The sequence below is a fragment of the Paenibacillus sp. J31R98 genome, from assembly GCF_056269245.1.
The window spans coordinates 17,777-43,625 of the sequence record NZ_JBWDNO010000005.1 but is presented as its reverse complement, the minus strand read 5'-3'; the positions used below and the strand labels follow the sequence as shown (position 1 = coordinate 43,625).

The window sequence follows — 25,849 nt, the reverse complement described above, 5'->3', positions numbered from 1 at the left end:
ACCTGCATAAGGTAGGGCAACGAATATATTTTGAGGTGAGCGACAGTCATGATAGACACAGCGGTCAAACAAGACTTGCGTGAAATGGCGAAGCGTCTCCAAGAACTCAGGGGGTCTCTTTGACTTAGATATTAAGCAAGAGATGATCGCGAACTTCGAGGAGCGAATGAGCGCGCCGGATTTCTGGGACGATAACGAGCGGGCGCAAAGCACGATTGCGGAGCTGAACGCCGTGAAGTCCGTCGTCGACCAGTATACGCGGATGCAAAGTGAGCAAGAGGATTTGCAGACGTTGCTGGAGCTGGCGGAAGATGAAGGCGATGATGAGGAACTGGCTGCGGAGCTGACGAAGGGCGTATCCGAGCTTATGGGCAAGGTGAGCGAGTTCGAGCTGCAGCTGCTGCTGAGCGAGCCATACGACAAGCTGAACGCCATTCTGGAGCTGCATCCCGGCGCAGGCGGCACCGAGTCGCAAGACTGGGGCCAAATGCTGTACCGGATGTACACCCGTTGGGCGGAGAAGCACGGCTTCAAGGTCGAGCTGCTCGACTACCTGGCAGGCGATGAAGCAGGCATTAAGAGCGTAACCTTGTCGATTAAAGGCCATAATGCATACGGCTATTTGAAAGCAGAGAAAGGCGTGCACCGATTGGTGCGCATCTCGCCTTTCGACGCTTCGGGCCGCCGCCATACGTCCTTCGTATCGTGCGACATTATGCCGGAGATTGACGACGACATCGAGATCGATATTCGGTCCGAGGATTTGAAGGTGGACACATACCGGGCCAGCGGCGCGGGCGGTCAGCACATCAATAAGACGGAATCGGCGATTCGAATCACGCATGTCCCTTCGGGAATCGTGGTATCGTGCCAGACGCAGCGTTCCCAGATTCAGAACCGCGAGCGCGCGATGCAGATGCTTCGTTCCAAGCTCTATGAGCGGAAGATCGAAGAGCAGCAGAAGCATCTGGCAGAGATTCGCGGCGAACAATCCGACATTGCTTGGGGCAGCCAGATTCGCTCCTATGTCTTCCACCCGTACAGCATGGTCAAAGACCATCGCACATCGGTAGAAACAGGCAATGTTGGCGCAGTGATGGACGGCGATATCGATATGTTTATCGACGGCTATCTGCGTAGCAAAATCCGCCATGAAGAACAGTGAAGTTAAGGCTGTTTGCATAGCCTAAGGAAAGAGTTCCTACACTGAATGTGTTGGAACTCTTTTTTGCGATCATTATAATGGAAACGATAACGACATAAGAGGACGGGTCAATACGATGAAGAAACAACAAGATCAGCATTCATTTACAAAGCATAAGCCGAACAGCCGAACGAGGAAACCGATGGGGGCGAAGACAGAAGCTGTAATTAGTGTAGCGCTCCTGCTTATCGGTTCATTCCTAATTGCCATCAGCTTCAACTTATTTCTAGTCCCGCTTGGTATTGCGTCCGGCGGCGTATCGGGTATCTCCATTCTCGTTCAGCATGAGTGGGGCATCACACCGGCGTACACGCAGTGGGCGCTGAATATCCCCTTATTCTTAGTTGGTCTCTGGCTGCTTGGGAAGAAGTTTGCGCTGAAGACAGCGCTCGGCTCGTTCCTGCTGCCGTTGCTTGTCCTATTCACCTCCCATTGGCATGCCCCAACGGATAATGCCATGCTTGCATCGATCTACGGCGGTATCGGCGTGGGCGCCGGACTTGGCCTCGTATTCCGCGGCAAGGCGTCGACAGGCGGCCTTGATCTGGCGGCACAGCTGCTGCATCGGTTCACTGGCATACGCCTTGGCCTTGCTGTGGCTTGCTTCGACGGGGCAGTTATCGCGGCAGCAGGCATTCTGATTGCGCCGGAGAATGCGCTTTATGCGCTGGTCGGCCTCTTCGTGACGAGCAAAACGATTGATTTTGTCCAGACAGGACTTGCGACTTCGAGGGTGGCGTTCATTATTTCGGACAAGCCGACGGAAATTACGGATGTTGTGCTGCATGATCTGGACCGGGGACTCACGAAACTGGACGGTCATGGCGGGTATACGGGGGAAGCGCGGACTGTGCTCATGGTAGTCGTAGGGCAGAATGAAGTATCGAAGCTGAAGAGTCTCGTGCGGTCAACGGATCCGTATGCTTTTGTTATTATTAGCGAGACGGCAGAGGTGCTTGGGGAAGGCTTTAAATTGCCATAAAAACGTTCGAAATATCCACAACTTTTGCGTTGTATTTATATGAATACGTATGTATAATAATACAAAGTGTTAGCTATTTCCTCTATCCCCCTGTTCGTGTAAAATGGATAGTTAGGAAATAAAGGATGGGAGAGAACAGGTATGAGTACAGCAGTAAAGGCAGCAATTATCGGGTCAACCGGATACGGCGGCGTTGAGCTCATAAGGCTACTAGCCGGCCATCCGAAGGTGGAAGTGACCTCGGTTATTTCGTCTTCTAGCGCGGGAGCGCCAATCGCGGAAGGCTATCCGCATCTGACAGAAATTCGCACAGATCTACTTGATGATGTCGACCCGGCTTTGATCAAGAGCAAAGCGGATGTCGTATTTATAGCTACACCAGCAGGAGTTGCAACGAAATTAATGCCTTCCTTGCTAGCAGCAGGCTTGAAGGTTATTGATATTTCCGGCGACCACCGGCTGAAATCTCGCAGCGAATATGAGACTTGGTACAAGAAAGAAGCTGCAGAGCAGCAATACTTGGATCAAGCGGTGTATGGCCTATCGGAAGTGTACGGCGATGCCGTGCGCGGCGTGGATCTCGTATCCAATCCGGGCTGCTTCCCAACTGCGACGCTGCTTGGTCTGATACCGGCGGTCAAAGAAGGATACATCGACCCGGCGACGATTATTATCGATGCCAAGACAGGCCAATCGGGCGCTGGCCGGGGTGCGAGCCTTGGTACGCATTTCTCTGAAGTCAATGAGAACTTCAAAGCTTATAAAGTGAATAAGCATCAACATATTCCTGAGATAGAACAAGTGCTGTCGGACGTTGCGGGCAAAAAGGTGCTGACGACGTTCACGACGCATCTCGTACCGATGACGCGGGGTATTATGAGCACGATGTACGCGACGGTTACTGGCGATCGCAAGGTTGAAGATTTCATCTCGCTATATCGCAATTATTACGAAGGTCGTTCGTTCGTCCGTATTCGCGCCAATGGTATTTGGCCGGCGACGAAAGAAGTATACGGCTCGAACTACTGCGATATCGGCTTCTCCTTTGATGAGCGCACAGGTCGGATCACGATTATCTCGGTTATTGATAACCTCGTGAAGGGCGCTGCAGGGCAAGCGATCCAGAACTTGAATCTAATGATGGGCTGGGACGAGACGGAAGGCTTGAAGTTCGTACCGGTATATCCGTAAACATAAGGAGACGCGATTGAACAATGGGACAGGGGAACATTGCAGCAACTTATACAGTCGTACCGGACGGGTCCGTCACGACACCGCAAGGCTTTAAAGCCGCAGGCTTGCATTGCGGCTTGAAGAAGACGACGCGCCATGATCTTGGCGCAATCGTGTGTGAAGTACCCGCGGCAGCAGCCGGCGTGTATACGACGAATGTATTTCAAGCGGCACCGATTCATGTAACGCGCGAGAGCATCGGCGCGAGCGGCAAGCTGCGTGCGGTGATCGTGAACAGCGGGAACGCGAACGCTTGCACGGGCAAGCAGGGCGAAGCTGATGCTTATGAGATGCGTTCCGCATTCGCGGAAGCGATTGGCGTTCCTGCCGAGCAGGTTGCCGTTGCGTCCACTGGCGTCATCGGCGAACTGCTGAAGATGGACCGCGTACGCGGCGGCATTGCAGAACTGCCAGCCCGTCTCGGTTCCACATATGAAGCGGCGGATGACTTCTGCCAAGCGATTCTGACGACAGACCTCGTGAAGAAAGAAGTGTGCGTCTCTGTTGTGATCGACGGCAAGACGGTACATATCGCCGGCGCTTCCAAAGGAAGCGGCATGATTCATCCGAACATGGCGACGATGCTTGGTTTTGTAACAACGGATGCGGCGATTGGCAGCGAAGAGCTGCACACGCTGCTCCGCCAAGTGACGGACGTGACGTTCAACATGATTACCGTTGACGGCGATACAAGCACGAATGACATGCTCGTTGCAATGGCGAGCGGCTTTGCAGGCAATGATGAGCTGCACGCAGGCCACCCGGACTACGCGGCATTCGCGGAAGGCCTTCGCTACGTATGCGAAGTGCTGGCGAAAGCGATCGCGCGTGATGGCGAAGGCGCGACGAAGCTTGTGGAAGTGCAAGTTCGCGGTGCGGAATCGAACGATGCGGCACAGGCAATTGCGAAGACGGTAATCGGCTCTTCGCTCGTGAAGTCTGCCGTATTCGGCGCAGACGCGAACTGGGGTCGCATCATCGCGGCAGTCGGACGCGCAGGCGTTCCGGTTAACCCGGAGACAGTCGATATCGCGCTTGGCGACATCGTGACGCTGACCCAGTCGCGTCCGGTTGCTTTTGACGAAGAGGCTGCACTGGCGTATTTGAAAGGCGACACGGTCGTCATCTACGTCGATTTGCATATGGGCGAAGGTTACGCAACAGCGTGGGGCTGCGACCTGACGTATGACTATGTCCGCATTAACGCGGCATACCGCACATAAGAGACAGCGGCCGGCTAACGCCGCTTTCGGATAGAAGGAGAACGGGCGAACGATGGAACAGCGGTTTGTAATGAAATGCGGAGGCAGCACCTTGGCGGCGCTGCCGGCTTCTTTCTTCGAGGATTTGCGCGATCTGCAGGAGCGCGGCGTGAAGGCGGTTATCGTCCATGGCGGCGGTCCGGCTATCTCCGAGACGCTCGGCAAGCTCGGCATTGCGAGCGAGTTCGTGAATGGTCTGCGCAAGACGAGTGACGAAGTGCTCGACGTCGTCGAGATGGTGCTCGCAGGGCGCATTAACAAGGAGATCGTAAGGCGCATCCAACAAAGCGGCGCGAAGTCGCTTGGACTGTCCGGCGTGGACGGCGAGCTCATTAAGGCGCAGCCTGTGGCTAACGCGCATGAGATTGGCTTCGTCGGCGATGTGACTGACGTGAACGCGGAGATCATCGAAGGTGTGATGGGCATGGGCTACATTCCGGTCATCGCACCAATCGGTATTGATGCGGCAGGTCAGCGCTACAACATTAACGCGGATACGGCGGCCGGCGCAGTAGCGTCGCACCTCGGCGTAGAGCGGATGATCGTTGTTACCGATGTGCCGGGCATTATGAACGGCCAGAAGCAAGTATTGCCGACGGTCACTGTAGAAGAGATCGAGGCGATGATTGCAAGCGGCGAGATCTACGGCGGCATGATTCCGAAGGTGCGCGCAGCGATTGCATGCATCCACGGCCGCGTGAAGGAAGTTGTTATCGTGAATGGCGATGTGCCTGGCGTACTGAGCAAAGCAGTCCTCGAAGGCGGCATTGGCACACGTATTGTGCAAGCTTAATACCATTACTATTTAGCGGGGTGAACGAATGATGAGCGATATGAACAAAGTGGCAGAAACAGCAAGCAGCTCTCTTTTTCCAACGTATGCAAGATATCCGATAGCGCTCGTGAAGGGCGAAGGCAGTTGGTTGTGGGATGATCAAGGGAACAAATATTTGGACTTCATGTGCGGGCTTGCTGTTACGAACCTTGGCCATGCGCCGAAGCAAGTGAAGGAAGCGCTCGTGAAGCAGCTCGATGAGTTGTGGCATGTATCCAACCTGTTCCACATTCCGAATCAGGAGGCGGCGGCGAAGCTGCTGACCGATAACAGTCATGCGGACGCGGTATTCTTCTGCAGCACTGGCGCGGAGGCGAATGAAGCGGCAATCAAGCTGGCCCGCCGTTACCATCAGAAGGTGAAGGGGAACGGTCGCAACGAGATCATTACGTTCGCCCAATCGTTCCACGGACGTACGCTCGCGACTCTTACTGCAACAGGCCAGGAGAAGGTAAAAGAAGGCTTCGGCCCCCTGCCGGAAGGCTTCAATTACATTCCTCTGCATGACTACGATGCGCTCGAAGCGGCGATTACCGACAAGACAGCGGCGATCATGATTGAGATGATTCAAGCGGAAGGCGGCGTAATCCCTGTAGAGCCTGCATTCGTACAGCATCTGGCGAAGGTGTGCAAGGAGCGCGGATTGCTCCTTATTGTTGATGAGATTCAAACAGGCATGGGCCGTACGGGCAAACTGTTTGGCTTTGAACATTACGGCATTGAGCCGGATATCTTTACGCTGGCAAAAGGGCTCGGAAGCGGCTTCCCGGTTGGCGCCATGCTCGCTAAGGGCGAGCTCAGAGAAGCGTTTAACGCAGGCAGCCACGGCTCGACGTTCGGCGGAACCCCGATTGCTACAGCTGTCGTGAAGGCGACGATTGAAACGCTGCTCGAAGAGAAAGCGGCGGACCGTGCAGCGGAGACGGGCGAATATCTCATGAGCCAGCTGCGCGAGAAGTTTGCCGGCAACCCGTTCGTGCAAGAGATTCGCGGCAAAGGACTGATGATCGGCATCGTATGCAGCGGTCCGGTTGCGAACATTATTGCAGAAGGACAGAAGCGCGGCTTGCTCGTTGTAACGGCTGGTCCGAATGTGGTGAGGCTGCTGCCTAGCTTGCTCATTTCGCGTGAGGAAGTAGACCATGGAGTGAGTATTTTGGCTTCGATCTTTGCGGATCAAACGGCACTGGTATAGATAGCTGTAGAAGAAAGGGAGATATAAATGATGACGAATCTGTTAACGGAAGAAATGGCGGTTAGCCTAAAAGGCCGCGACTTTATTGGGCTCGCGGACTATACGCCTGCCGAGGTGCGCTATCTGATCGATCTGGCGATCGATTTGAAGCGTAAGCAGAAGGCCGGTGAAGTGTATCACCCGTTGAAGGGCAAAACGCTCGGTATGATTTTTGAGAAATCATCGACGCGTACGCGCGTTTCGTTCGAGGTAGGCATGTACCAGCTTGGCGGGCATGCGCTGTTCCTAAGCCGCAATGATCTGCAAATCGGCCGCGGCGAGCCCATCTCTGACACGGCGCAGGTGATGTCACGTTACGTGGACGGCATCATGATCCGTACGTTTGCGCACCGCACCGTCATTGAGCTTGCGCGCGCTGCAACGATTCCGGTCATTAATGGCCTTACAGACCTGTCCCACCCCTGTCAGGCGCTATGCGACTACCAAACGGTGCTTGAGCATAAGGGCCGCTTGGAAGGGCTGAAAGTGGCGTACATCGGCGACGGTAACAATATGGTTCATTCCTTGATGATGGGCGCTGCCAAGCTTGGCATGCACATCTCGGTGGCGACACCGGAAGGCTACGAGCCGGATGCGGAGATCATCCAGTTGTCCAAGGAAAATGCAGCGGAGACAGGCTCGCGCATCGTCGTTTGCCGTGATCCGAAGGAAGCGATTGCGGATGCCGATGTTGTCTACACGGACGTTTGGGCGAGCATGGGCTTTGAAGCGGAGCAGAAGGAGCGCGAGCTTGCTTTTGCAAACTTCCAGGTGAATGAGGAGCTTGCGCGTTACGCGAAGAGCGACTATCTGTTCATGCACTGTCTGCCTGCGCATCGCGGCGAAGAAGTGAGCGAAGGCGTTATCGACGGCAAGCACTCGATTATTTTTGACCAGGCGGAGAACCGTCTGCATGCACAGAAAGCGATTATGGCTGCCATTATGTAATGGCGTTAATAAATGAAATTATAAATAAGGAGCGTTAATGAACTCATGGCGAAGGAAAAAATCGTTCTTGCATACTCGGGCGGTCTGGACACGTCCGTTATTTTGAAATGGCTGAAAGAAACTTACGACGCGGAGATTATCGCATTCACGGCAGATATCGGACAGAAGGATGAGCTTGACGGCCTGGAAGCGAAAGCTCTGGCAACTGGCGCTTCGAAAGTATACATCGATGACCTGCGCGATGAGTTCGCACAGGACTTCATTTATCCGATGTTCCAATCCGGCGCACTGTATGAAGGCCAATACCTGCTCGGCACGTCGATTGCTCGTCCGCTGATCGCGAAGCGCATGGTTGACATCGCTCGCGCAGAAGGCGCTACGGCAATTGCTCACGGTGCAACAGGTAAAGGCAACGACCAAGTGCGTTTCGAGCTGACGGCTGCAGCACTTGCACCGGACATCGCGGTTATCGCGCCTTGGCGTCTTGAAGAGTTCCGCGAGCAGTTCCCGGGACGCGCAGAGATGATCGCATACGCGGAGAAGCATAACATTCCGGTTCAGGCATCGGCTGCAAAGCCATACTCGATGGACCGCAACCTGCTGCATATCAGCTTCGAGAGCGGCATGCTGGAGGATCCATGGTTCGATCCGAGCAGCGATGAGAACAAAGGTATGTTCGTTCTGTCCGTGTCCCCTGAGGATGCACCGGATCAATCCGAATATGTGGAGCTGACGTTCGAAGCAGGTAACTGTACAGCAGTTAATGGCAAAGCGCTTAGCCCGCTCGAAGTCATGGAGAAGCTGAACGAGCTTGGCGGTAAGCACGGTATCGGCCGCGTCGATATGGTCGAGAACCGTTTCGTCGGCATGAAGAGCCGTGGCGTGTATGAGACGCCAGGCGGTACAATTCTGTTCACTGCACATCGCAAAATGGAGTCGCTCACGATGGACCGCGATGTAATGCACCTTCGTGATTCGCTCATTTCCAAATATGCATCGCTCGTATACAACGGCTTCTGGTTTGCGCCTGAGCGTCTTGCACTGCAAGCATTGGTACTGGAAAGCCAGAAGAACGTGACAGGCGTCGTTCGTCTGAAGCTGTACAAAGGCAATGTCATCGGCGCTGGCGTGAAAAGCCCAGTCAGCCTATACAACCCGGATATCGCAACGATGGAAGCAGATCCGTCCAAAGCATACGATCAAGGCGATGCAACCGGCTTTATCCGCCTCAACGCGCTGCGTCTGAAGGTATCCTCCGGTGTAGAGCAAAGCAAGAAATAAGAGAGCGAGAATAAAGGAGTGCACCTACTGTGAGTAAATTGTGGGGCGGCCGGTTCACGAAGAAGACCGACCAACTGGTAGAAGAATATACGGCATCGATTATGTTTGATAAAGAGCTTGCTGAAGAGGATATTCAAGGCAGTTTGGCACATGTCACAATGCTCGGCAAACAGGGCATTCTGACGCTCGATGATGTGGAGAAGATCAAGGACGGCTTGCATCGCGTCCTGCAGCGCATTGGGCGCGGCGATATTGATTTCTCCATCTCTGATGAAGATATTCATATGAATATCGAGAAGACGCTGATTGACGATATCGGTCCGGTCGGCGGTAAGCTGCACACGGGCCGCAGCCGGAACGATCAGGTTGCGACGGATATGCACTTGTACTTGCGCAAACGCGTAGTTGAGTTCGTTGACCTGCTGAAGAAGCTGCAGTCGGCGCTCGTGGAGCAAGCGAAAGCCAACGTCGATACGATCCTGCCAGGCTATACGCATCTGCAGCGTGCGCAGCCAATTCTGTTCGCGCACCATATGATGGCTTACGTGTCCATGTTCGGCCGTGACATCGAGCGTTTGCAGGATAGCTACAAACGCGTGAACACGCTGCCGCTTGGTGCAGGCGCGCTTGCGGGAACGACGTTCCCGATTGACCGCCATTTTGTCGCGAGCCAGCTGAAGTTTGACCGTGTGTATGAGAACAGCCTTGATGCAGTCAGCGACCGCGACTTCATTCTGGAGTTCCTGTCGCACGCGTCGATCATCATGATGCATCTGTCGCGCCTTAGCGAAGAGCTTATCCTGTGGTCGAGTACGGAGTTCCACTTCGTCGAGCTTGATGATGCCTTCTGCACAGGAAGCAGCATTATGCCGCAGAAGAAGAACCCGGACGTGCCTGAGCTTGTCCGCGGGAAGACAGGCCGTGTCTACGGCAATCTCGTTGGCCTCTTGACCGTGCTGAAGTCGCTGCCGCTTGCGTACAACAAGGACATGCAGGAAGACAAGGAAGGCATGTTCGATACAGTGAAGACGCTGCAAGGTGCTTTGCAGTTGTTCGCGCCGATGGTCGCGACAATGAAGGTGAACAAGGAACGGATGCGCCAAGCGGTGAATCAGGATTTCTCCAATGCAACAGACATCGCGGACTTCCTCGTTGGCAAAGGCATGCCTTTCCGCCAAGCGCACGAAGTCATTGGCAAGACGGTGCTATACTGCATCCAGCAGGGCAAATATTTGCTCGATCTAACGCTGGACGAGTTCAAACAGTTCTCTTCGCTGTTTGACGACCGTATCTACGCTGTTCTGCAGCCAGAGCAGGTCGTTAACGCCCGTAATGTCTACGGCGGTACTGCGAAGCCGCAAGTGACAGAAGCGATTGCCCGCGCTGAAGTGGAGCTTGCTGCGACAGCGGCATGGGTCACGGAATTTGCGGAGCGCAGCCGTTAAATAATAGAAGCCCGTTCGAGTCTCACTGCTGATCACGATAATGATCAAGCAGCGGAGGCGCGAGCGGGCTTTTTTTGTTTGCGCGAGAATGGTGGGTGCCGCATTACTGCCCAACCCCATCCTCCAGCAGCGGCTTCTGCTTGTCGCCGCCGCCGCCGTGCAGCTTCGCCTGCTCCGGAGGCACTGCATAGACGACCGCCTGCGCCTTGTACACATCCCGCGAGATCCGCGTGCGGGACACTTCCTTGCCGGCGACCTTCTTGATGCGGTACGTCTCGACGACATAGCCGGATTTGCCTTCGGTCACGAGCTGACGCTCACCGCGGAACAGGCCCGCTCTCGCAATTTCTTTCACCGGCGGAACAACGGTGCCAATCGTCTTCGATTCCAGCGAGTAGGACACGCCCTTCGGCAGCGAGCCGAACAGCTTTACCGTCAGCTTGCGCCCATCCACGGCGGTACGGATGAGCAGATGCTTGCCGGTCGTGTTCTTGAAGCGGAAGTTTATCGCATCATCCGCGTAGGTCGCATCACGTCCCAAGGGCAAATAGGCGACCGGCAGCGAATGGTTGCGACGTTCAACCATATCAAGACCCGCCAGCAGTGCCGCATTGTAGAGCGTGCTCGACACTTGGCAGATGCCCCCGCCGATGCCGGGGACGAACTCGCCGTTCAGAATAACCGGTGCCTGGCGGTAGCCGTACTGCTTGTTCGTCTGCTTAATGACGGTGCTGTAGTCGAAGACTTCGCCAGGCGCCAGATCCCAGTCGTTTAGCGTGCGGGCAGTCATCGTCACATTGTAAGCACGGCCAGGGCCGCTGGTAGCAAACTCCGTCGTGAAGGAGACAAGCATGTGATCAATGCCTTCATTCGTCAGCCGATCAAGCGTCACGGCGGGATGCACCGTTCTCTGCACGAGCGGCCAGGTCATCGGCTTCATTGGCGCCAAGCTGCCGCCGCTGCTCCAATTGTCGCGCAAAGCCCCTTCGATCTCCGCCACTGCACGAACGATCATTTTATCCGTATCAAGTCTGTACACGTCTTTATGCGGCCAATATACAACCTCATCACGCGACGTAATCGTCCGTTTCGCATTCACCGGCTGGCCTGTATTCAGATACCCCCACTGGCTCAGCACCTGCTTCACAAACGTAACCCGATCGAAGACCACCTTCATCTCCAGCACCTTCGGAAAATCATAACGGTAGTGCGCGCGGTCCCACACACTGCCTTGCTTCAGCCCCTCAATCGCACGCTGCGCATCTGCAATACTCACCGAAACGCCTAGCTCGGCTAACGTCCATGTCCGCTTCTTGCCGTTCTTCGCGACGCTATTGCCGTCTATCGTTACTGCAAGCTGCTCCAGCGCCTGCTTCCGGGAGGCCAACAGCTGTAGCGCTTCTTCTCCACGCATAGCGCCGACTTGGAGCATGGCATCGCTCTTTAGCAGCATTTGCTGCTTCGAAAGTCCTGCGCCATCTTTCGTAAGCACAATGTTCACCTGCTTCGGAACGGTCTTCTGCGAAGCATAGGTCCATATCAGACCAGCACCGATAGAGAGCAGGAGAAGGCATGCCGCAATAGCGGTCCATATCAGATGCAGCCGCGATAGTTTCATAACACACATCACCTCGGACAAGGATTCCTCCTAGATGTATATGCGCCAAGAATGGATTTTTGCCTATAATTTGTCCACTACCAACCATTTGTCGAAAAATCTTTCATCCAACAACGAGTCCCGGCTAAAATTTGCACCATGAGAAATATGAAAAATGCAGAAAACAGTACTTTGGTAGAGGATTTACCGAAAACGTGTCGAATAGTAATAAGCTGACTACATACAGGATGTGATATTGTGATTGAACTGCAAGACATATGGAAGACGTACGCTGATGGCACTCATGCGCTTCGCGGCGTTTCCGTTCGTATCGACCGCAACGAATTTGTATATTTGGTCGGGCCTTCCGGGGCCGGAAAATCGACATTCATGAAACTCATCTACCGTGAAGAAATTCCGACCAAAGGTCAAATTTCCGTCAACGGTTTTAATATCGGCAAGCTGAAGCCTCGCAAGATCCCATATGTACGCCGCAACATCGGAGTTATTTTCCAAGATTACAGACTGCTTCCGAAGCTGACCGTGTACGAGAACATCGCTTTTGCGATGGAAGTTATTGAAGCACCGCGCCGCATTATCAAGAAGCGGACGATGGAGGTACTTGAGCTCGTCGGCTTGCGCGGCAAGCATAGCAGCCTGCCTCAGCAGCTGTCCGGCGGCGAGCAGCAGCGGGTCGCGATTGCACGGGCGATCGTGAATAATCCGGCTGTAATCGTAGCGGATGAGCCTACGGGCAACCTCGACCCTGAGACCTCATGGGGCATTATGAATTTGCTCGAAGAAATTAATTTCCGCGGTACCACCATCATCATGGCCACGCATAACAAAGAGATCGTCAATACGCTCCGCAAACGTGTCATCGCCATTGAGAACGGAATGATTGTGCGCGATGAACTGAGAGGAGAGTACGGGTATGAAAGTTAATACCGTGATCCGCCACTTGCGGGAGGGATTCAAGAATGTGGTGCGTAACGGATGGATGACATTCGCTTCCGTCAGTTCAATCGTCATCTCCCTCTTTATTCTCGGGGTGTTTCTGCTGCTTGCGATGAACGTCAACAACTTGGCGAACCAAATTGAGAGCCAGGTCGAGATCCGCGTATACCTGCAGCTGAACACCGAACAAGCGAAGATCAGCGAGCTAAAGAATGCAATCGGTAATATTCCGGAAGTGAAGAGCGTCGAGTTCGTCTCCAAGGATGATGGACTTGAGCTGCTTCGGAAGAACATTGGCGCTGACGGCGCTGAACTGCTGGAAGGCTACGATAAGACGAACAATCCGCTGCCGGACTCGTTCACGGTTGAGGTGTTCGAGCCGCAGAAGATCGCGTATGCGGCGAAGCAGATCGAAGCACTCGGCAAGACAGACGAAACAAAGCCAATTACGAGCGTCAAATACGGTAAAGGCACCGTTGAAACGCTGTTTAAGATTACGAACGCTGTCCGTAATATCGGACTTGTCATCGTGGCAGGACTTGGACTCACTGCAATGTTCCTGATTTCCAATACGATCAAGATGACCATTGTCGCAAGACGCCGGGAGATCGGCATTATGAAGCTGGTAGGCGCGACGAACAACTTCATCCGCTGGCCATTCTTTATCGAAGGTGCGCTGATTGGACTGACAGGTTCCGGTGTAACCATTGCCATCCTATTGTTTGGCTACTCTCGTCTCGTGGAAGTGTCCCAATTTGAGCTTGGCCTCATGATGATCAAGCTTGTGACGCTGAAGGAAGCAGGCTTCTACATTTCCATGCTCATTCTTGGCTTGGGTACATTGATCGGCATATGGGGCAGTACGTTGTCTGTGCGCAAATATTTGAAAGTGTAGGTGACGTTGAGCGTGAATGCAAGCGTGAAGAAGGGGCTAATTGTCCTCGTTGTTGTCCTATTAGCCGGATATATTTTTCAGCCTTATCAAGGCGAAGCTTCCTCACTCGATAAGATCAACCAAGAACTTTCACAAGTCCGCAAAGAAATGAGCGCTGCAACCCATAACCGCAACCAGGCGGCCAAGGATAAAGAATATGTGCTCTCGATGAAAGCGAAGACGGCGAAGTCGGTTAGTGAAGTTCTGCAGCAGATTAATGATGTGAGTACGCAGCTTACGGGCGTGCAGACGCAGATTGATACGACGGAAGCGAATTTGCAGCAGGCAGGGACGGATTTAGAGGCGGCCGAGAAGCGGTTGAACACGCGGGACAAGCTGCTCAAGTCGCGTATTCGTCTTATGTACACGAACGGCGTTGTCTCTTACTTGGATGTACTGCTTAGTGCGACAAGCTTTGGCGATTTCATCGACCGGATGGATTCCCTGCAATCGATTCTTAGCCAGGATCAGGACATTCTGGAGAATCACAAGAAAGATAAAGCGACGATCGCTGCCAAGAAGAAGGAAATCGAGAAGTCTCTTGGCGATGTGAAAGAGATGTACGGCAAGCTGGCAGACTACCACGATCTCTTGAAGGATAAAGAGAACGAGAAAGAAGTCATGGTTCAGAAGTACAGCGCGCAAGCAGAAGAGCTCGAAGAAATCAGCGACGATCAGGAAGAGATGCTCATCAAGCTTGCAAAGAAGGTATCTGAACTCGAATCGCAGAAGCGCAGAATCAAAGTGTACTATACAGGCGGTAAGCTAGGCATGCCGCTTCATGCGAGCTGGCATCTGTCCTCGCCGTTCGGCTACCGGATTCACCCGATCTCGGGCAAGCGGAAGCTGCATACAGGCATGGATATGGCAGCGCCAAAAGGCACGTCGATCTATGCAGCGGAGTCGGGGATTGTTCTCGTTGCCCAGTGGATGGGCGAGTACGGCAACTGCGTAATCATTGATCACGGCGGCGGTCTATGGACAATCTACGGTCATATTCGCAACGGCGGTATTATGGTGGAGAAAGGCCAAGCAGTCAAGCGAGGTCAGAAAATTGCTGAGGTTGGAAGCACGGGCAACTCGACGGGCAACCACTTGCATTTCGAAGTGCGCAAGAATGAGGTAGCGGTAAATCCGGCGCCTTACTTGAAATAAATAACGGATGAGAGTATGCCGTGCAAGAGGCTGGCGGCTCTATCCGAATAGACAATGCCGTACCTGATGCAAATAATTGGGTACGGCTTGTCGTATACTAGGGAAGATGTTCGGCTCATAAAATGAGCATGGCGCTAGGGTAGAAAGGAGTGTTAACGTGCAGTTCAAAGGACGGACAGTGGCAGCGTTTATATTGCTCACGATGGCGGCTTCAACGCTTGTCACCTTGACGGTTGCCGACCGATTCATCGCAATCGAGAGCAGCGGTACAGCTGGTGCGGCGTCATCAGAATCGTCCATGCGAAACAGTGGTTTAACCGCGAAGGAGCTCCAGAAATTAAACACGGTGCTCGGATTAATCGAGAACAAATATTTTCGCGAAGTGGACCGGACGAAGGTGCTCGACGGTGCAGTGAACGGGATGATGGAGGCGCTCGGCGATCCCTACTCCGTTTATATGAAGAAAGAAGTTGCGCAGCATTTCTCGGAGTCGATTGAAGGCTCGTTCACCGGGATTGGAGCAGGGGTGCAGCTGAAGGATGGCAAAATCACGGTAGAATCCGCGATTAAGGGCTCCCCGGCAGAGCGTGCCGGCGTGCTCCCGAACGATGTGCTTCGTTCTGTGAACGGGGTGTCGCTAGACGGTTTGTCGCTGAACGATGCGGTGACGAAGATCCGCGGGCCGAAGGGTTCGAAGGTCAAGCTTGTTATCGAGAGGGCAGGGCTATCACAGCCGCTGCAGCTGACGATTGTGCGGGACGATATCGACTACGAGACGGTTTATGCACATCTGCGCAGCGATGGCATTGGCGTCATTGAGATTCGCCAATTCTCGCTCAATACGGGCGATCGCTTCGCCGAGGAGCTCGCCAAGCTCGAGAAGCAGCACATGAAGGGGCTTATCATTGACGTGCGCGGCAATCCCGGCGGCGTACTGCCGGTCGTCGTATCGGTTGCGCAGCCGTTCGTTCCGAAGGGCGAGCCGATCGTGCAGGTTGAGGACAAGACCGGGCACCGCGAGAAGACGGTCTCAAGCGGGACAGGCAAGAGCTATCCGGTTGCGGTGCTGATGAATAAAGGCAGTGCAAGCGCATCGGAGGTGCTCGCGGGTGCGCTGAAGGAAGAGGCGCATGCGGTGCTTGTCGGCGAGACGTCCTTCGGCAAAGGGACGGTACAAGTGAGTTATGACAAGGTGCTGTCAGACGGCAGCTTGGTGAAGATGACGATTGCGAAGTGGCTGACGCCGCTCGGCAATTGGGTGCATGAGAAAGGGCTGAAGCCGGACGTTGAAGTGCTTCCGCCGGATTATTACACGGTTGCGCGTCTGGATAAGACGAAGACGCTTGCGCCGGATACGATCGACGAGAACACGAAGAGCCTGCAAATTATGCTCTCGGGTCTCGGGTACAAAGTGGACCGCAAAGACGGCTACTATAGCAAAGTTACGCAGCAGAGCGTTCAAGCTTTTCAGCAGAAATCGGGTCTGCCTGTAACCGGGTTTGCCGACAAAGCGACAGCGGAGAAGCTCGAAGAACAGCTCGTACAGAAAGTTCGCGATGAAGCGAGCGATACGCAGCTGCAAAAGGCGGTTAGCGTGCTGCAGCAGAAGCTTGTTGCATCCAAATAAAGGGTTTGCAGGAGAATGCGGGCTCTGTGTCGAATAGAAAGAAGGTTAGCTCCGATGATTAGGAGCGGCCTTCTTTTTTTATATTAAGGGAGTGATAAGCGTTGGATGCAGCATTACAATTGCTTCGCCTGGCAGGGTCGGCGACGGTCGGACTTTTGCTTTCCCCATTCTATTATGTAGCTGTACTGCTCATCATGCTTCAATATATGCGTCAGACTCGGCTGGAACGGAAGCTGTTCAGCGTGAGGCTTCGCGCATGGCCGAATCAACTGATCCGCACGATGCTGGCGGGTCTCGCTGTCGGTGTGATTATGTCGCTTGCAGGACTGTTTCTCGGTGTGACGATAACAGGAGAAGCGATACTGTGGATGTGGGGGACGGCGGCGGTGCTCGTCCTCGTGCGTGTGCGATATTTATGCTTCGCGTACAGCGTAGGCTTGCTCGGAGTACTGCAATGGATTATCGGCTGGACGCCGCTGGCTGACCGTACGGATTGGCTTGGCTCTACGGCAGCAACACTTGCGGGACTTGATATTCCAGGCTTGCTAGTGATCGTCGCGCTCATGCATTTGGCGGAGGCGCTGCTTGTACGCTGGCAGGGGGATCGTTTCGCGAGCCCCGTTTTCTTGGAAGGAAAGCGAGGCAAAATCGTCGGCGGTTATACGCTGCAAGGCTACTGGCCGGTACCGATGCTGATGCTGGTGCCTGCTGCGGCGGGGAGCGGCACAGATCTGTCGCTGCCGTGGTCGATGCTGCTCGAAGGTAGCGCGCAGTGGAGCAGCGGACTTACGATGATCGGGTTCCCGATGATGATCGGATTCAGTGAATTAACGCGCAGCCTTCTGCCTGCGGCGAAAGCGCGCAACGCCTCGAAGGGGTTGCTGATCTACGGGCTCGGAGTAGGTATCGTCGCAGTGCTCGCTTCGTATTGGTCGCCGCTCACCTTGGCGGCTGCACTCGGCGCATTGCTGCTGCATGAGGCACTCGTTGCGATCAGCTATTTTACAGAGGAATCAAGCCCGCCGTATTACGTGCATAATGACCAAGGCTTGCGCGTGCTTGCCGTTATTCCGGGCACGCCGGCTGAAGCGATGGGCATCTTGACGGGGGAAGTGCTGCACAAGGTTAACGGCGTTAAGGTACGTACCAAAGAAGAACTGTACGCCGCTTTGCACGTCAACTCCGCGTTCTGTAAGCTTGAGGTGCTTAATCACGAGGGGCAAATCAAATTTGTTCAGCGGTCGCGTTATGCAGGCGAGCATCATCAGCTTGGCGTCGTGCTATCGCCGGATGATAAGGCGGATGTGTATGCGGTGGCTTCGCCGGCTTCGCTCTTCGATCTGCTTCGTCAGAAGCGGGCTTCCAAATCACGGCAGGCAGGCGTATCAACGACAACAACGACACCTTTATAATAGTAATGTGTTGATGGAATGGAACATCTCGGGTAACCGCTGCTTGTCTGGCGGGCCCGGGGTGTTTTTTTGTGCCATTCGGGACGAGAAGCGATAACCTTTCATTGCATCAATTGCCCCGAATCGGTATAATAAATTTGTTATGGGAACACATATTCTTATGTTCCTTGGAAGACGATGAAATTTGGTTACGGATGAATCTATTTTTTCCGTGTATATTGGGCATACAATTAATAGAACTTATTCATAGAAGACGTAGGATTGGGGTGTAGGAACAGATGAATGAGCAACTAAGCGGAGGCAAGCTCTTCGAGCTGAAGTCGGAATACCGTCCGCAGGGCGATCAGCCTAAAGCAATTGGGCAACTTCTAGAGGGCATCGGGGCCGGTCTTCGGCATCAAACGCTGCTTGGCGCAACCGGAACAGGGAAGACCTATACGATTGCGAACATCATTGAGAAGCTGAACAGGCCGACGCTAGTTATTGCGCATAACAAGACGCTTGCCGCGCAGCTGTGCAGCGAGTTCAAGGAGTTTTTTCCTGACAACGCGGTTTCTTATTTCGTCAGCTATTACGATTATTATCAGCCGGAAGCCTACATCCCGTCCTCAGATACGTTTATCGAGAAAGATTCGAGCATCAACGATGAGATTGATAAGCTGCGCCACTCGGCGACGAGCTCCTTGTTCGAGCGTCGAGACGTCATTATCGTAGCGAGCGTATCCTGCATCTACGGCCTCGGTTCTCCGATGGAGTATGGGAAGCTTGTGCTGAGCTTGCGGGTCGGCATGGAGAAGTCGCGCGACGAAATTCTTCATAAGCTTGTCGATATTCAATACCAACGCAATGATATTAATTTCATTCGGGGAACATTCCGCGTGCGCGGCGATATTATCGAAATCTTCCCGGTTGCCAATAACGAGCGCGCGATGCGTATCGAGCTGTTCGGCGATGAGATTGAACGGATTACCGAGATCGATGTGCTGACTGGCGAGATCGTCGGCGAACGCGATCATGTTGCGATCTTCCCGGCTTCTCACTTCGTTACGCATGAAGATACGATGAAGGTAGCGCTGAAGCACATCGAAGCGGAGCTGGAAGGGCGTCTTGCAGAGCTGCATGAGCAAGGTAAGCTGCTTGAAGCGCAGCGTCTGGAACAGCGGACGCGGTACGATCTGGAGATGATGGCGGAGATGGGCTTCTGCAGCGGCATTGAGAACTACTCGGGGCCACTGACATTCCGCGAGCGTGGGGCGACGCCTTATACGCTGATGGACTATTTCCCTGATGATATGCTGATTGTCATCGATGAGTCGCATGTTACCCTTCCGCAAATCCGGGCTATGTACAATGGCGACCGTGCGCGTAAAGAGGTGCTCGTGGATCACGGCTTCCGTCTGCCGTCCGCGATGGATAACCGTCCGCTTCGTTTCGAGGAGTTCGAAGGTAAGGCGAAGCAGCTCGTCTACGTATCAGCAACTCCAGGTCCATATGAGTTGGAGCACTGTCCGACGATGGTAGAGCAGATTATTCGTCCGACTGGCTTGGTTGATCCGATCATTGAAGTGCGCAAGACGAAGGGGCAGATCGATGATTTGCTTGTCGAGATCCGCGACCGCATTGCGAAGGATGAGCGTGTGCTCGTGACGACGCTGACGAAGAAGATGTCAGAGGATCTGACTGATTACATGAAGGATGTCGGGATTAAAGTCCGCTATTTGCACTCGGACATTAAGACGCTGGAGCGGCTTGCGATATTGCGTGACCTGCGGATGGGCGTGTTCCATGTCCTTGTCGGCATCAACTTGCTGCGGGAAGGTCTCGACTTGCCGGAAGTTTCGCTTGTGGCGATTCTCGATGCGGATAAGGAAGGGTTCCTCCGCTCCGAACGGTCGCTAATCCAAACGATGGGCCGTGCGGCGCGTAACTCCGAAGGTCGCGTCATTATGTACGCGGATAAGATAACGGACTCCATGGAGAAGGCTATAGGCGAGACTGAGCGCCGCCGTGCCATTCAAACTGCTTATAATGATGAGCATGGCATTACGCCGCAGACGATTCGTAAGAGAGTTCATGACGTCATCGAAGCGACGAAGGTTGCCGAGCAGAAGAGCGATTACCTCACAGGCGTCGGCGTAGAGAAGATGACGAAGAAGGAGCGCCAGTCGCTGGTGCAGCGCTTGGAATCCGAGATGAAGGAAGCGGCGAAGGGCTTGCAGTTCGAACGGGCGGCGGAGCTGCGCGATGCGCTGCTTGAGCTGAAGGCAGAGCTTGGGATGTAGCGCTGCAATTATTGATAGATTTGATGATATTGATGTTTCCTTTAGGAGGATTAAATAAATGGCTAATGATTCGATCGTCATTAAAGGGGCGCGAGCCCATAATTTGAAGAACATCGATGTGACGATTCCGCGGGATAAGTTCGTCGTTCTGACAGGTCTCAGCGGCTCGGGCAAGTCGTCGCTTGCTTTTGACACGATCTATGCTGAGGGGCAGCGCCGTTACGTCGAATCGCTATCCGCCTATGCGCGTCAGTTTCTCGGGCAAATGGAGAAGCCGGATGTCGATTCCATTGACGGCTTGTCGCCGGCGATATCGATTGACCAGAAGACAACGAGCCGTAACCCGCGCTCTACTGTCGGTACGGTAACGGAGATTTATGACTATTTGCGTCTGTTGTTCGCGCGTGTCGGCACGCCGCACTGCCCGGAACACGGGACCCCAATTACTTCCCAGACGGTTCAACAGATGGTGGACCGGATTATGGAATATCCGGAGCGGACGAAGCTGCAGATTCTTGCTCCGATCGTTTCGGGACGCAAGGGCGAGCATACGAAGCTGCTGGCTGACGTGCAGAAGCAGGGCTTCGTGCGTGTCCGCGTGAACGGCGAGCTGCGCGAGCTTAGCGAGAAGATTGAGCTGGAGAAGAATAAGAAGCATAACGTCGAGGTAGTCGTCGACCGAATCGTCGTGAAGAGCGACATCCACAGCCGTCTCGCGGACTCGCTGGAGACAGCGACGAAGCTGTCTGGCGGTCAAGTCATCGTCGATGTGATGGAGAAGGAGGAGCTGTTGTTCAGCTCCAGCCTGGCATGTCCCGTGTGCGGCTTCAGTATCGATGAACTGGCTCCGCGGATGTTCTCGTTCAACAGTCCGTACGGCGCTTGCCCGGATTGTGACGGACTCGGTGCGAAGATGATCGTCGACCCTGATCTGCTCGTTCCGGACAGCTCGAAGTCGATTGAAGAAGGTGCCTTTGAAGCATGGGCGGGCAGCACGTCGAACTACTATCCGCAGTTTCTCGAGTCGGTATGCCTTCATTATGGCATTCCGCGTGATGTGCCAGTCAGTGAGCTGATACCTGAGCATATGAAGAAGCTGCTCTACGGAACAGGTGGAGAGCGAGTCCGGTTCCGTTACGAGAACGACTTCGGCCATTCCAAGGAAGCTCATGTACCCTTCGAAGGTATCGTAAACAACTTGGAGCGCCGTTACCGTGAAACAGGCTCGGACGGCATTCGCGATCATATCGAACAATATATGAGCGCGAAGCCTTGCGGCGGCTGTAAGGGCCATCGTCTGCGTAAGGAGAGCCTTGCTGTCACGATCGGCAGCCAGAATATCTCGCATGTCACTTCTCTCTCCATCGGTGAAGCAGAGCGCTTCTTCAATGGGGTGGAACTGACGGAGAAAGAGCGTTTAATCGCTCATCTCATTCTGAAAGAAATCAACAGCCGCCTAGGTTTCCTCGTCAACGTCGGTTTGGAATACTTGTCGCTGAACCGTGCGGCAGGCACGCTCTCTGGCGGTGAAGCGCAGCGAATTCGTCTAGCGACACAGATCGGCTCCAGCCTAATGGGCGTATTGTACATCCTGGATGAGCCGAGTATCGGCTTGCACCAGCGGGATAATGACAAGCTCATTCAAACACTTGAGCATATGCGCGATCTAGGCAATACGCTCATCGTCGTCGAGCATGATGAAGACACGATGCTTGCCTCTGACTATATTATTGATATCGGACCAGGCGCCGGCATTCACGGCGGTCAAGTTGTCTCCATGGGGACGCCGGCAGAAGTAATGGCGGACGAGCAATCCCTCACAGGCGCTTACCTCAGCGGCCGCAAGTTCATTCCGGTTCCGCTGAAGCGCCGTGAGACGAGCGACAAGTGGCTGGAGGTTCGCGGCGCGAAGGAGAACAATCTGCGCGGCGTGAACGCGAAGATTCCGCTTGGCGTATTCACAGCGGTAACCGGAGTTTCCGGTTCAGGCAAGTCGACGCTCGTGAACGAGATTCTTTACAAGACGCTCGCTCGCGACTTGAACAAAGCGAAGGTTCGCCCTGGCGAGCATAAGGAGATCCGCGGTCTCGAGCATATCGAGAAGGTCATCGATATCGACCAATCGCCGATCGGACGTACACCGCGCTCGAACCCGGCGACGTATACCGGCGTATTCGACGATATCCGTGATCTGTACGCATCGACGAATGAAGCGAAGGTGCGCGGCTATAAGAAGGGGCGCTTCAGCTTCAACGTGAAGGGCGGCCGCTGTGAGTCCTGCCGCGGCGACGGCATTATTAAGATTGAGATGCACTTCCTGCCGGACGTCTATGTGCCGTGCGAGATTTGCAAAGGCAAACGATATAACCGCGAGACGCTTGACGTGAAATATAAAGGCAAGAGCATTGCAGAGCTGCTGGAGATGACGATTGAAGATGCGACCGATTTCTTCCGCAATGTGCCGCGTATTCATCGCAAGCTGCAGACGCTGCTTGACGTCGGACTCGGCTACATGAACCTTGGCCAGCCGGCGACAACGCTGTCCGGCGGCGAAGCGCAGCGCGTGAAGCTGGCTGCGGAGCTATACCGCCGCAGCACGGGCAAGATGCTCTATATCCTCGACGAGCCGACAACCGGTCTCCACGTCGATGATATTGACCGACTGCTCGTCGTGCTTCACCGACTCGTCGACTCCGGCGAGAGTGTCCTTGTCATCGAGCACAACCTCGATGTCATCAAGACAGCCGACTACCTGCTCGATCTTGGGCCGGAAGGCGGCAATGGCGGCGGTATGATTGTGGCGACAGGTACGCCTGAGGCCGTCGTTAAAGTGGAAGGCTCCTATACAGGCCGCTACTTGAAGCCGATCCTCGAGCGTGACCGTGAGCGCACGATTGCGCAGCAGCGCGAAGTAGAGAGCGTTGCGGCAGCTGGAATCGAGAACTGAAAATAGTTAGCCCTTCTGGTCATCGACGATACTTGTCGTCGGTGTTATCAGAAGGGCTTTATTTATTACTGATCTGAAACTTTCTGCACATAATAGCCGTCAGCAAGAATGACAAGCCAATAAGAAGGGGCGGAACCAAACTTGAAACGACGATATCAATCTCTAGGTGCAGCAGCAATTCTCGGGCTGTTAGCCTGTTTCACTTCCAGTATGCCGTCGGCTAATGCCGCGAATAAGGTGGAGCCGATTACGATTGCATATCCGAATGACTATTCAACTAAATTGGAGCATCAAGGTGATTACCGGCTAGTGAACGGGAGAGTCATGCTTTGGGCAGGCGATATCGTGAATATCCTGCCGTTCAGAGTTGCATCTAAAGGGGTTTATTACCTAACAGAAAAGAAAACGCTCCAGATTGATACGATTGACTTAGATGCTCCCGGCGAGAGGCGCAAGGGCTTCACAATTACAATAGGCGAGAAGAAGTTCACCGATTATGTACGGAACCAGACGATCGCGATATCACAACCGGCTGAGCTGATTAACGGTCGTGTCTATGTGCCACTTCGGACAATCGCAGAAGCTTATAGCTGTGTCGTGCAGTATACAAAGAGCAGCGGCGGAACGTCGATCAGCATTCGAAGCATCAATAAGTAAGCGATCATAACAAAAAGGGGCTGAACCATCCATCAGGATGTTCAGCCCCTTATTCATTAGCTAGCTAAAATTTCAGTTAAACGTTCTTGGAACGCTGGTACGCCTACACGGTTCACATAGTTATGGAACGTTTCGCCGGACTCGCGGCCTTCTTTGTAGAAGTTGATCAGCTTCACAAGCACGTAGCCAAGGTCATCGCCTTTGACACGGCCTTTAAGCGATTCATTGAACTTCGCACCGGGACCGAGGATGCCGCCAACAGCGATATCGAAGGCGTCAACCATACCCTCAGGGGTCTTAATCAGGGCGCCTTGCAGACCGATATCGGCAATGTGTTTCTGACCGCATGCATTCGGGCAGCCGATGAAGTGGATACGAATCTTCTCATCCAGCTCCACATGGTCGTCCAAGAAGTCGGCAACGCGGCGTGCGCGTTCTTTGGTTTCTACTACAGCAAGGTTACAGAACTCGTTGCCTGTGCAGGAAACCGTACGGCTCATGAACGGTCTTGCTTTAGGAGAGAGACGCTTCAACACAGGAACAGCAAGCGCTTCTTCAAGTTTATCATCAGGAATGCCGCTCAGCATGATGTTTTGCGACATCGTCGTACGAATCTTGCCATCGCCGAATTGATCCGCTGCATCAGCCAGCTGCTCAAGCTCATCCGAGTTTGTACGGCCGACAGGCACGTTCAGGCCGATGAAGTTCAAGCCTTCTTCTTTCTCCGGGTATACGCCATCGTAGTAAACGGCATTCCAGCCAACGACTTTGTTCTCGCCTGCAGAAGGCATGTCCCCGATAATTTCTTTCAGTTTCTCGAGGAACTTCTCTGGACCCCAGTCAGCGACAAGGAACTTAAGACGGGCTTGGTGGCGCTTTTCACGGTAGCCGTAGTCACGGAAGATCGTCGTAACGCCGATCGAGACCTTCAGTACTTCTTCAGGACGAACGAACATGTCGAGCTCTTTCGCCATGTGAGGCTTAGCGGATAAACCGCCGCCCACATAAGCGTGGAAGCCGATGACTTCTTCGCCGTCAATCACTTTCGTTGCAGGAACGAATGCAAGGTCATTAATCTCGGCATTCGCATTGTTATAGATGTTTGCAGAAATGGACATTTTATATTTGCGAGGCAAATTGGAGAAATCACGGTTCATCAGGTAGAAATCATTCACTTGCTCAACGATTTCGCGAGTATCCATCAGCTCATCGCGGTCAATGCCGGCAAGCGGATTGCCTACAATCGTACGCGGGCAGTCGCCGCACGCTTCGTAGGAGTACAAGCCAACCGCTTCAAGGCGGTTGAAGATGTCCGGCAGGTCTTCGACTTTCAACCAATGATATTGAATCGCTTGACGCGTCGTAACGTCGATCAGGTCACGACCGTAATCGCGGCCGATTGAAGCGATTGCACGAGCTTGTGCAGAAGTAATGATACCGGTGTTGATACGGATTCGCATCATGAAGTAGCCGTCTTTAGGCTTCTGTTCATAGACGCCGGCCCACTTAAACCGGTTCATGTCATCCTCGGGAATGGAGGCATAGCCTTCCTTTGAATACTTGTCGATAATGGTTCGAATTACATCTAGTCCATCTTTTTCCATTTTAATAAATTCAAATTTATTTAGTTTGGAAGGGTCATTCATCCACACGGCTTCATACGCCATTGCTCGTTCCTCCTAAGGATGTTATGCTCAGCATATCGTGCGCTGATTTGCGAAAATCCGACGATTTTCGTATGAATACTACACAGAATGGTACCACACTTCAGACCAAGCGACAATGAGTAGGAATCATGTAATTATAAGAGATTATTATAATTAATGAAGGGTTTGTTTATATAACTATCCTTTTAGC

Annotated in this window: 19 protein-coding genes; 17 read left to right on the top strand and 2 right to left on the bottom strand. The window is 53.6% G+C overall.

The window, feature by feature from the left end; translation table 11 throughout:
• Nucleotides 1-48: 48 nt before the first annotated feature.
• From prfB to argH, 9 genes are all read left to right on the top strand, one after another.
• A protein-coding gene (prfB, locus tag AC0YNX_RS18915; protein ID WP_475817267.1) for a peptide chain release factor 2 occupies nucleotides 49-1,165 on the top strand; the annotation gives its coding sequence in 2 pieces (ribosomal slippage) (nucleotides 49-120 and nucleotides 122-1,165; 1,116 coding nt in all).
• A gap of 115 nt (nucleotides 1,166-1,280) precedes the next feature.
• Nucleotides 1,281-2,186: a YitT family protein gene (locus AC0YNX_RS18910; protein ID WP_475817266.1), complete on the top strand. Its 906-nt coding sequence runs from the start codon at nucleotides 1,281-1,283 to the stop codon at nucleotides 2,184-2,186.
• A gap of 141 nt (nucleotides 2,187-2,327) precedes the next feature.
• On the top strand, nucleotides 2,328-3,377 hold the full coding sequence (gene argC / locus AC0YNX_RS18905) for an N-acetyl-gamma-glutamyl-phosphate reductase (protein ID WP_475817265.1): 1,050 nt from the start codon (nucleotides 2,328-2,330) through the stop codon (nucleotides 3,375-3,377).
• Between the two features lie 23 nt (nucleotides 3,378-3,400).
• Nucleotides 3,401-4,642 carry a bifunctional glutamate N-acetyltransferase/amino-acid acetyltransferase ArgJ gene (gene argJ, locus AC0YNX_RS18900; protein ID WP_475817264.1) on the top strand — a complete coding sequence of 414 codons (1,242 nt, stop codon included), beginning with the start codon at nucleotides 3,401-3,403 and terminating at the stop codon, nucleotides 4,640-4,642.
• Nucleotides 4,643-4,694: 52 nt separating this feature from the next.
• A complete protein-coding gene (gene argB, locus AC0YNX_RS18895; protein WP_475817263.1) occupies nucleotides 4,695-5,474 on the top strand; it encodes an acetylglutamate kinase in 780 nt (259 codons plus the stop codon).
• Nucleotides 5,475-5,502: 28 nt separating this feature from the next.
• Nucleotides 5,503-6,711, top strand: a complete 1,209-nt coding sequence (locus tag AC0YNX_RS18890; RefSeq protein WP_475817262.1) for an acetylornithine transaminase — start codon at nucleotides 5,503-5,505, stop codon at nucleotides 6,709-6,711.
• A 30-nt stretch (nucleotides 6,712-6,741) separates the two neighbouring features.
• The gene (gene argF, locus AC0YNX_RS18885) at nucleotides 6,742-7,698 is read left to right on the top strand and encodes an ornithine carbamoyltransferase (RefSeq protein WP_475817625.1); all 957 of its coding nucleotides are present in this window, start codon (nucleotides 6,742-6,744) and stop codon (nucleotides 7,696-7,698) included.
• 45 nt (nucleotides 7,699-7,743) lie between these two features.
• Nucleotides 7,744-8,979: an argininosuccinate synthase gene (locus tag AC0YNX_RS18880; RefSeq protein WP_475817261.1), complete on the top strand. Its 1,236-nt coding sequence runs from the start codon at nucleotides 7,744-7,746 to the stop codon at nucleotides 8,977-8,979.
• 29 nt (nucleotides 8,980-9,008) lie between these two features.
• Nucleotides 9,009-10,424: an argininosuccinate lyase gene (gene argH, locus AC0YNX_RS18875; protein ID WP_475817260.1), complete on the top strand. Its 1,416-nt coding sequence runs from the start codon at nucleotides 9,009-9,011 to the stop codon at nucleotides 10,422-10,424.
• Between the two features lie 103 nt (nucleotides 10,425-10,527).
• Here argH and AC0YNX_RS18870 read toward each other — a convergent pair whose 3' ends face one another.
• Nucleotides 10,528-12,042: a VanW family protein gene (locus tag AC0YNX_RS18870; protein ID WP_475817259.1), complete on the bottom strand. Its 1,515-nt coding sequence runs from the start codon at nucleotides 12,040-12,042 to the stop codon at nucleotides 10,528-10,530.
• A 237-nt stretch (nucleotides 12,043-12,279) separates the two neighbouring features.
• Between AC0YNX_RS18870 and ftsE the strand changes: the two genes are divergently transcribed.
• The 8 genes from ftsE (at nucleotide 12,280) to AC0YNX_RS18830 (ending at nucleotide 23,992) form a co-directional block, all read left to right on the top strand.
• Entirely contained in the window at nucleotides 12,280-12,966 is a 687-nt protein-coding gene (ftsE, locus tag AC0YNX_RS18865; RefSeq protein WP_475817258.1) for a cell division ATP-binding protein FtsE, read from the top strand.
• Nucleotides 12,956-13,873 carry a permease-like cell division protein FtsX gene (gene ftsX, locus AC0YNX_RS18860; RefSeq protein ID WP_475817257.1) on the top strand — a complete coding sequence of 306 codons (918 nt, stop codon included), beginning with the start codon at nucleotides 12,956-12,958 and terminating at the stop codon, nucleotides 13,871-13,873. Before ftsE ends, ftsX begins: the two co-directional genes overlap by 11 nt.
• A 12-nt stretch (nucleotides 13,874-13,885) precedes the next feature.
• Nucleotides 13,886-15,067: a murein hydrolase activator EnvC family protein gene (locus AC0YNX_RS18855; protein WP_475817256.1), complete on the top strand. Its 1,182-nt coding sequence runs from the start codon at nucleotides 13,886-13,888 to the stop codon at nucleotides 15,065-15,067.
• Nucleotides 15,068-15,224: 157 nt separating this feature from the next.
• Complete coding sequence (locus AC0YNX_RS18850) at nucleotides 15,225-16,694, top strand: S41 family peptidase (protein WP_475817255.1); 1,470 nt, start codon at nucleotides 15,225-15,227, stop codon at nucleotides 16,692-16,694.
• A 101-nt stretch (nucleotides 16,695-16,795) separates the two neighbouring features.
• Entirely contained in the window at nucleotides 16,796-18,106 is a 1,311-nt protein-coding gene (locus AC0YNX_RS18845; protein WP_475817254.1) for a PDZ domain-containing protein, read from the top strand.
• A gap of 278 nt (nucleotides 18,107-18,384) precedes the next feature.
• Nucleotides 18,385-20,388, top strand: a complete 2,004-nt coding sequence (uvrB, locus tag AC0YNX_RS18840; RefSeq protein WP_475817253.1) for an excinuclease ABC subunit UvrB — start codon at nucleotides 18,385-18,387, stop codon at nucleotides 20,386-20,388.
• A gap of 58 nt (nucleotides 20,389-20,446) precedes the next feature.
• The gene (uvrA, locus tag AC0YNX_RS18835) at nucleotides 20,447-23,335 is read left to right on the top strand and encodes an excinuclease ABC subunit UvrA (RefSeq protein WP_475817252.1); all 2,889 of its coding nucleotides are present in this window, start codon (nucleotides 20,447-20,449) and stop codon (nucleotides 23,333-23,335) included.
• A gap of 141 nt (nucleotides 23,336-23,476) precedes the next feature.
• On the top strand, nucleotides 23,477-23,992 hold the full coding sequence (locus AC0YNX_RS18830; RefSeq protein ID WP_475817251.1) for a stalk domain-containing protein: 516 nt from the start codon (nucleotides 23,477-23,479) through the stop codon (nucleotides 23,990-23,992).
• A gap of 56 nt (nucleotides 23,993-24,048) precedes the next feature.
• Here the strand turns inward: AC0YNX_RS18830 and AC0YNX_RS18825 are convergent, their stop codons facing one another.
• Entirely contained in the window at nucleotides 24,049-25,659 is a 1,611-nt protein-coding gene (locus AC0YNX_RS18825) for a nitrite/sulfite reductase (RefSeq protein ID WP_475817250.1), read from the bottom strand.
• Nucleotides 25,660-25,849: the final 190 nt, after the last annotated feature.

Coding starts and splice junctions, on each gene's coding strand:
- AC0YNX_RS18825 (WP_475817250.1), bottom strand. CDS start 25,659: ATGGCGTATGAAGCCGTGTGGATGAATGACCCTTCCAAACTAAATAAA.
- argC (WP_475817265.1), top strand. CDS start 2,328: ATGAGTACAGCAGTAAAGGCAGCAATTATCGGGTCAACCGGATACGGC.
- AC0YNX_RS18880 (WP_475817261.1), top strand. CDS start 7,744: ATGGCGAAGGAAAAAATCGTTCTTGCATACTCGGGCGGTCTGGACACG.
- uvrB (WP_475817253.1), top strand. CDS start 18,385: ATGAATGAGCAACTAAGCGGAGGCAAGCTCTTCGAGCTGAAGTCGGAA.
- AC0YNX_RS18890 (WP_475817262.1), top strand. CDS start 5,503: ATGATGAGCGATATGAACAAAGTGGCAGAAACAGCAAGCAGCTCTCTT.
- argB (WP_475817263.1), top strand. CDS start 4,695: ATGGAACAGCGGTTTGTAATGAAATGCGGAGGCAGCACCTTGGCGGCG.
- AC0YNX_RS18910 (WP_475817266.1), top strand. CDS start 1,281: ATGAAGAAACAACAAGATCAGCATTCATTTACAAAGCATAAGCCGAAC.
- ftsX (WP_475817257.1), top strand. CDS start 12,956: ATGAAAGTTAATACCGTGATCCGCCACTTGCGGGAGGGATTCAAGAAT.
- AC0YNX_RS18870 (WP_475817259.1), bottom strand. CDS start 12,042: ATGAAACTATCGCGGCTGCATCTGATATGGACCGCTATTGCGGCATGC.
- argJ (WP_475817264.1), top strand. CDS start 3,401: ATGGGACAGGGGAACATTGCAGCAACTTATACAGTCGTACCGGACGGG.
- argF (WP_475817625.1), top strand. CDS start 6,742: ATGACGAATCTGTTAACGGAAGAAATGGCGGTTAGCCTAAAAGGCCGC.
- uvrA (WP_475817252.1), top strand. CDS start 20,447: ATGGCTAATGATTCGATCGTCATTAAAGGGGCGCGAGCCCATAATTTG.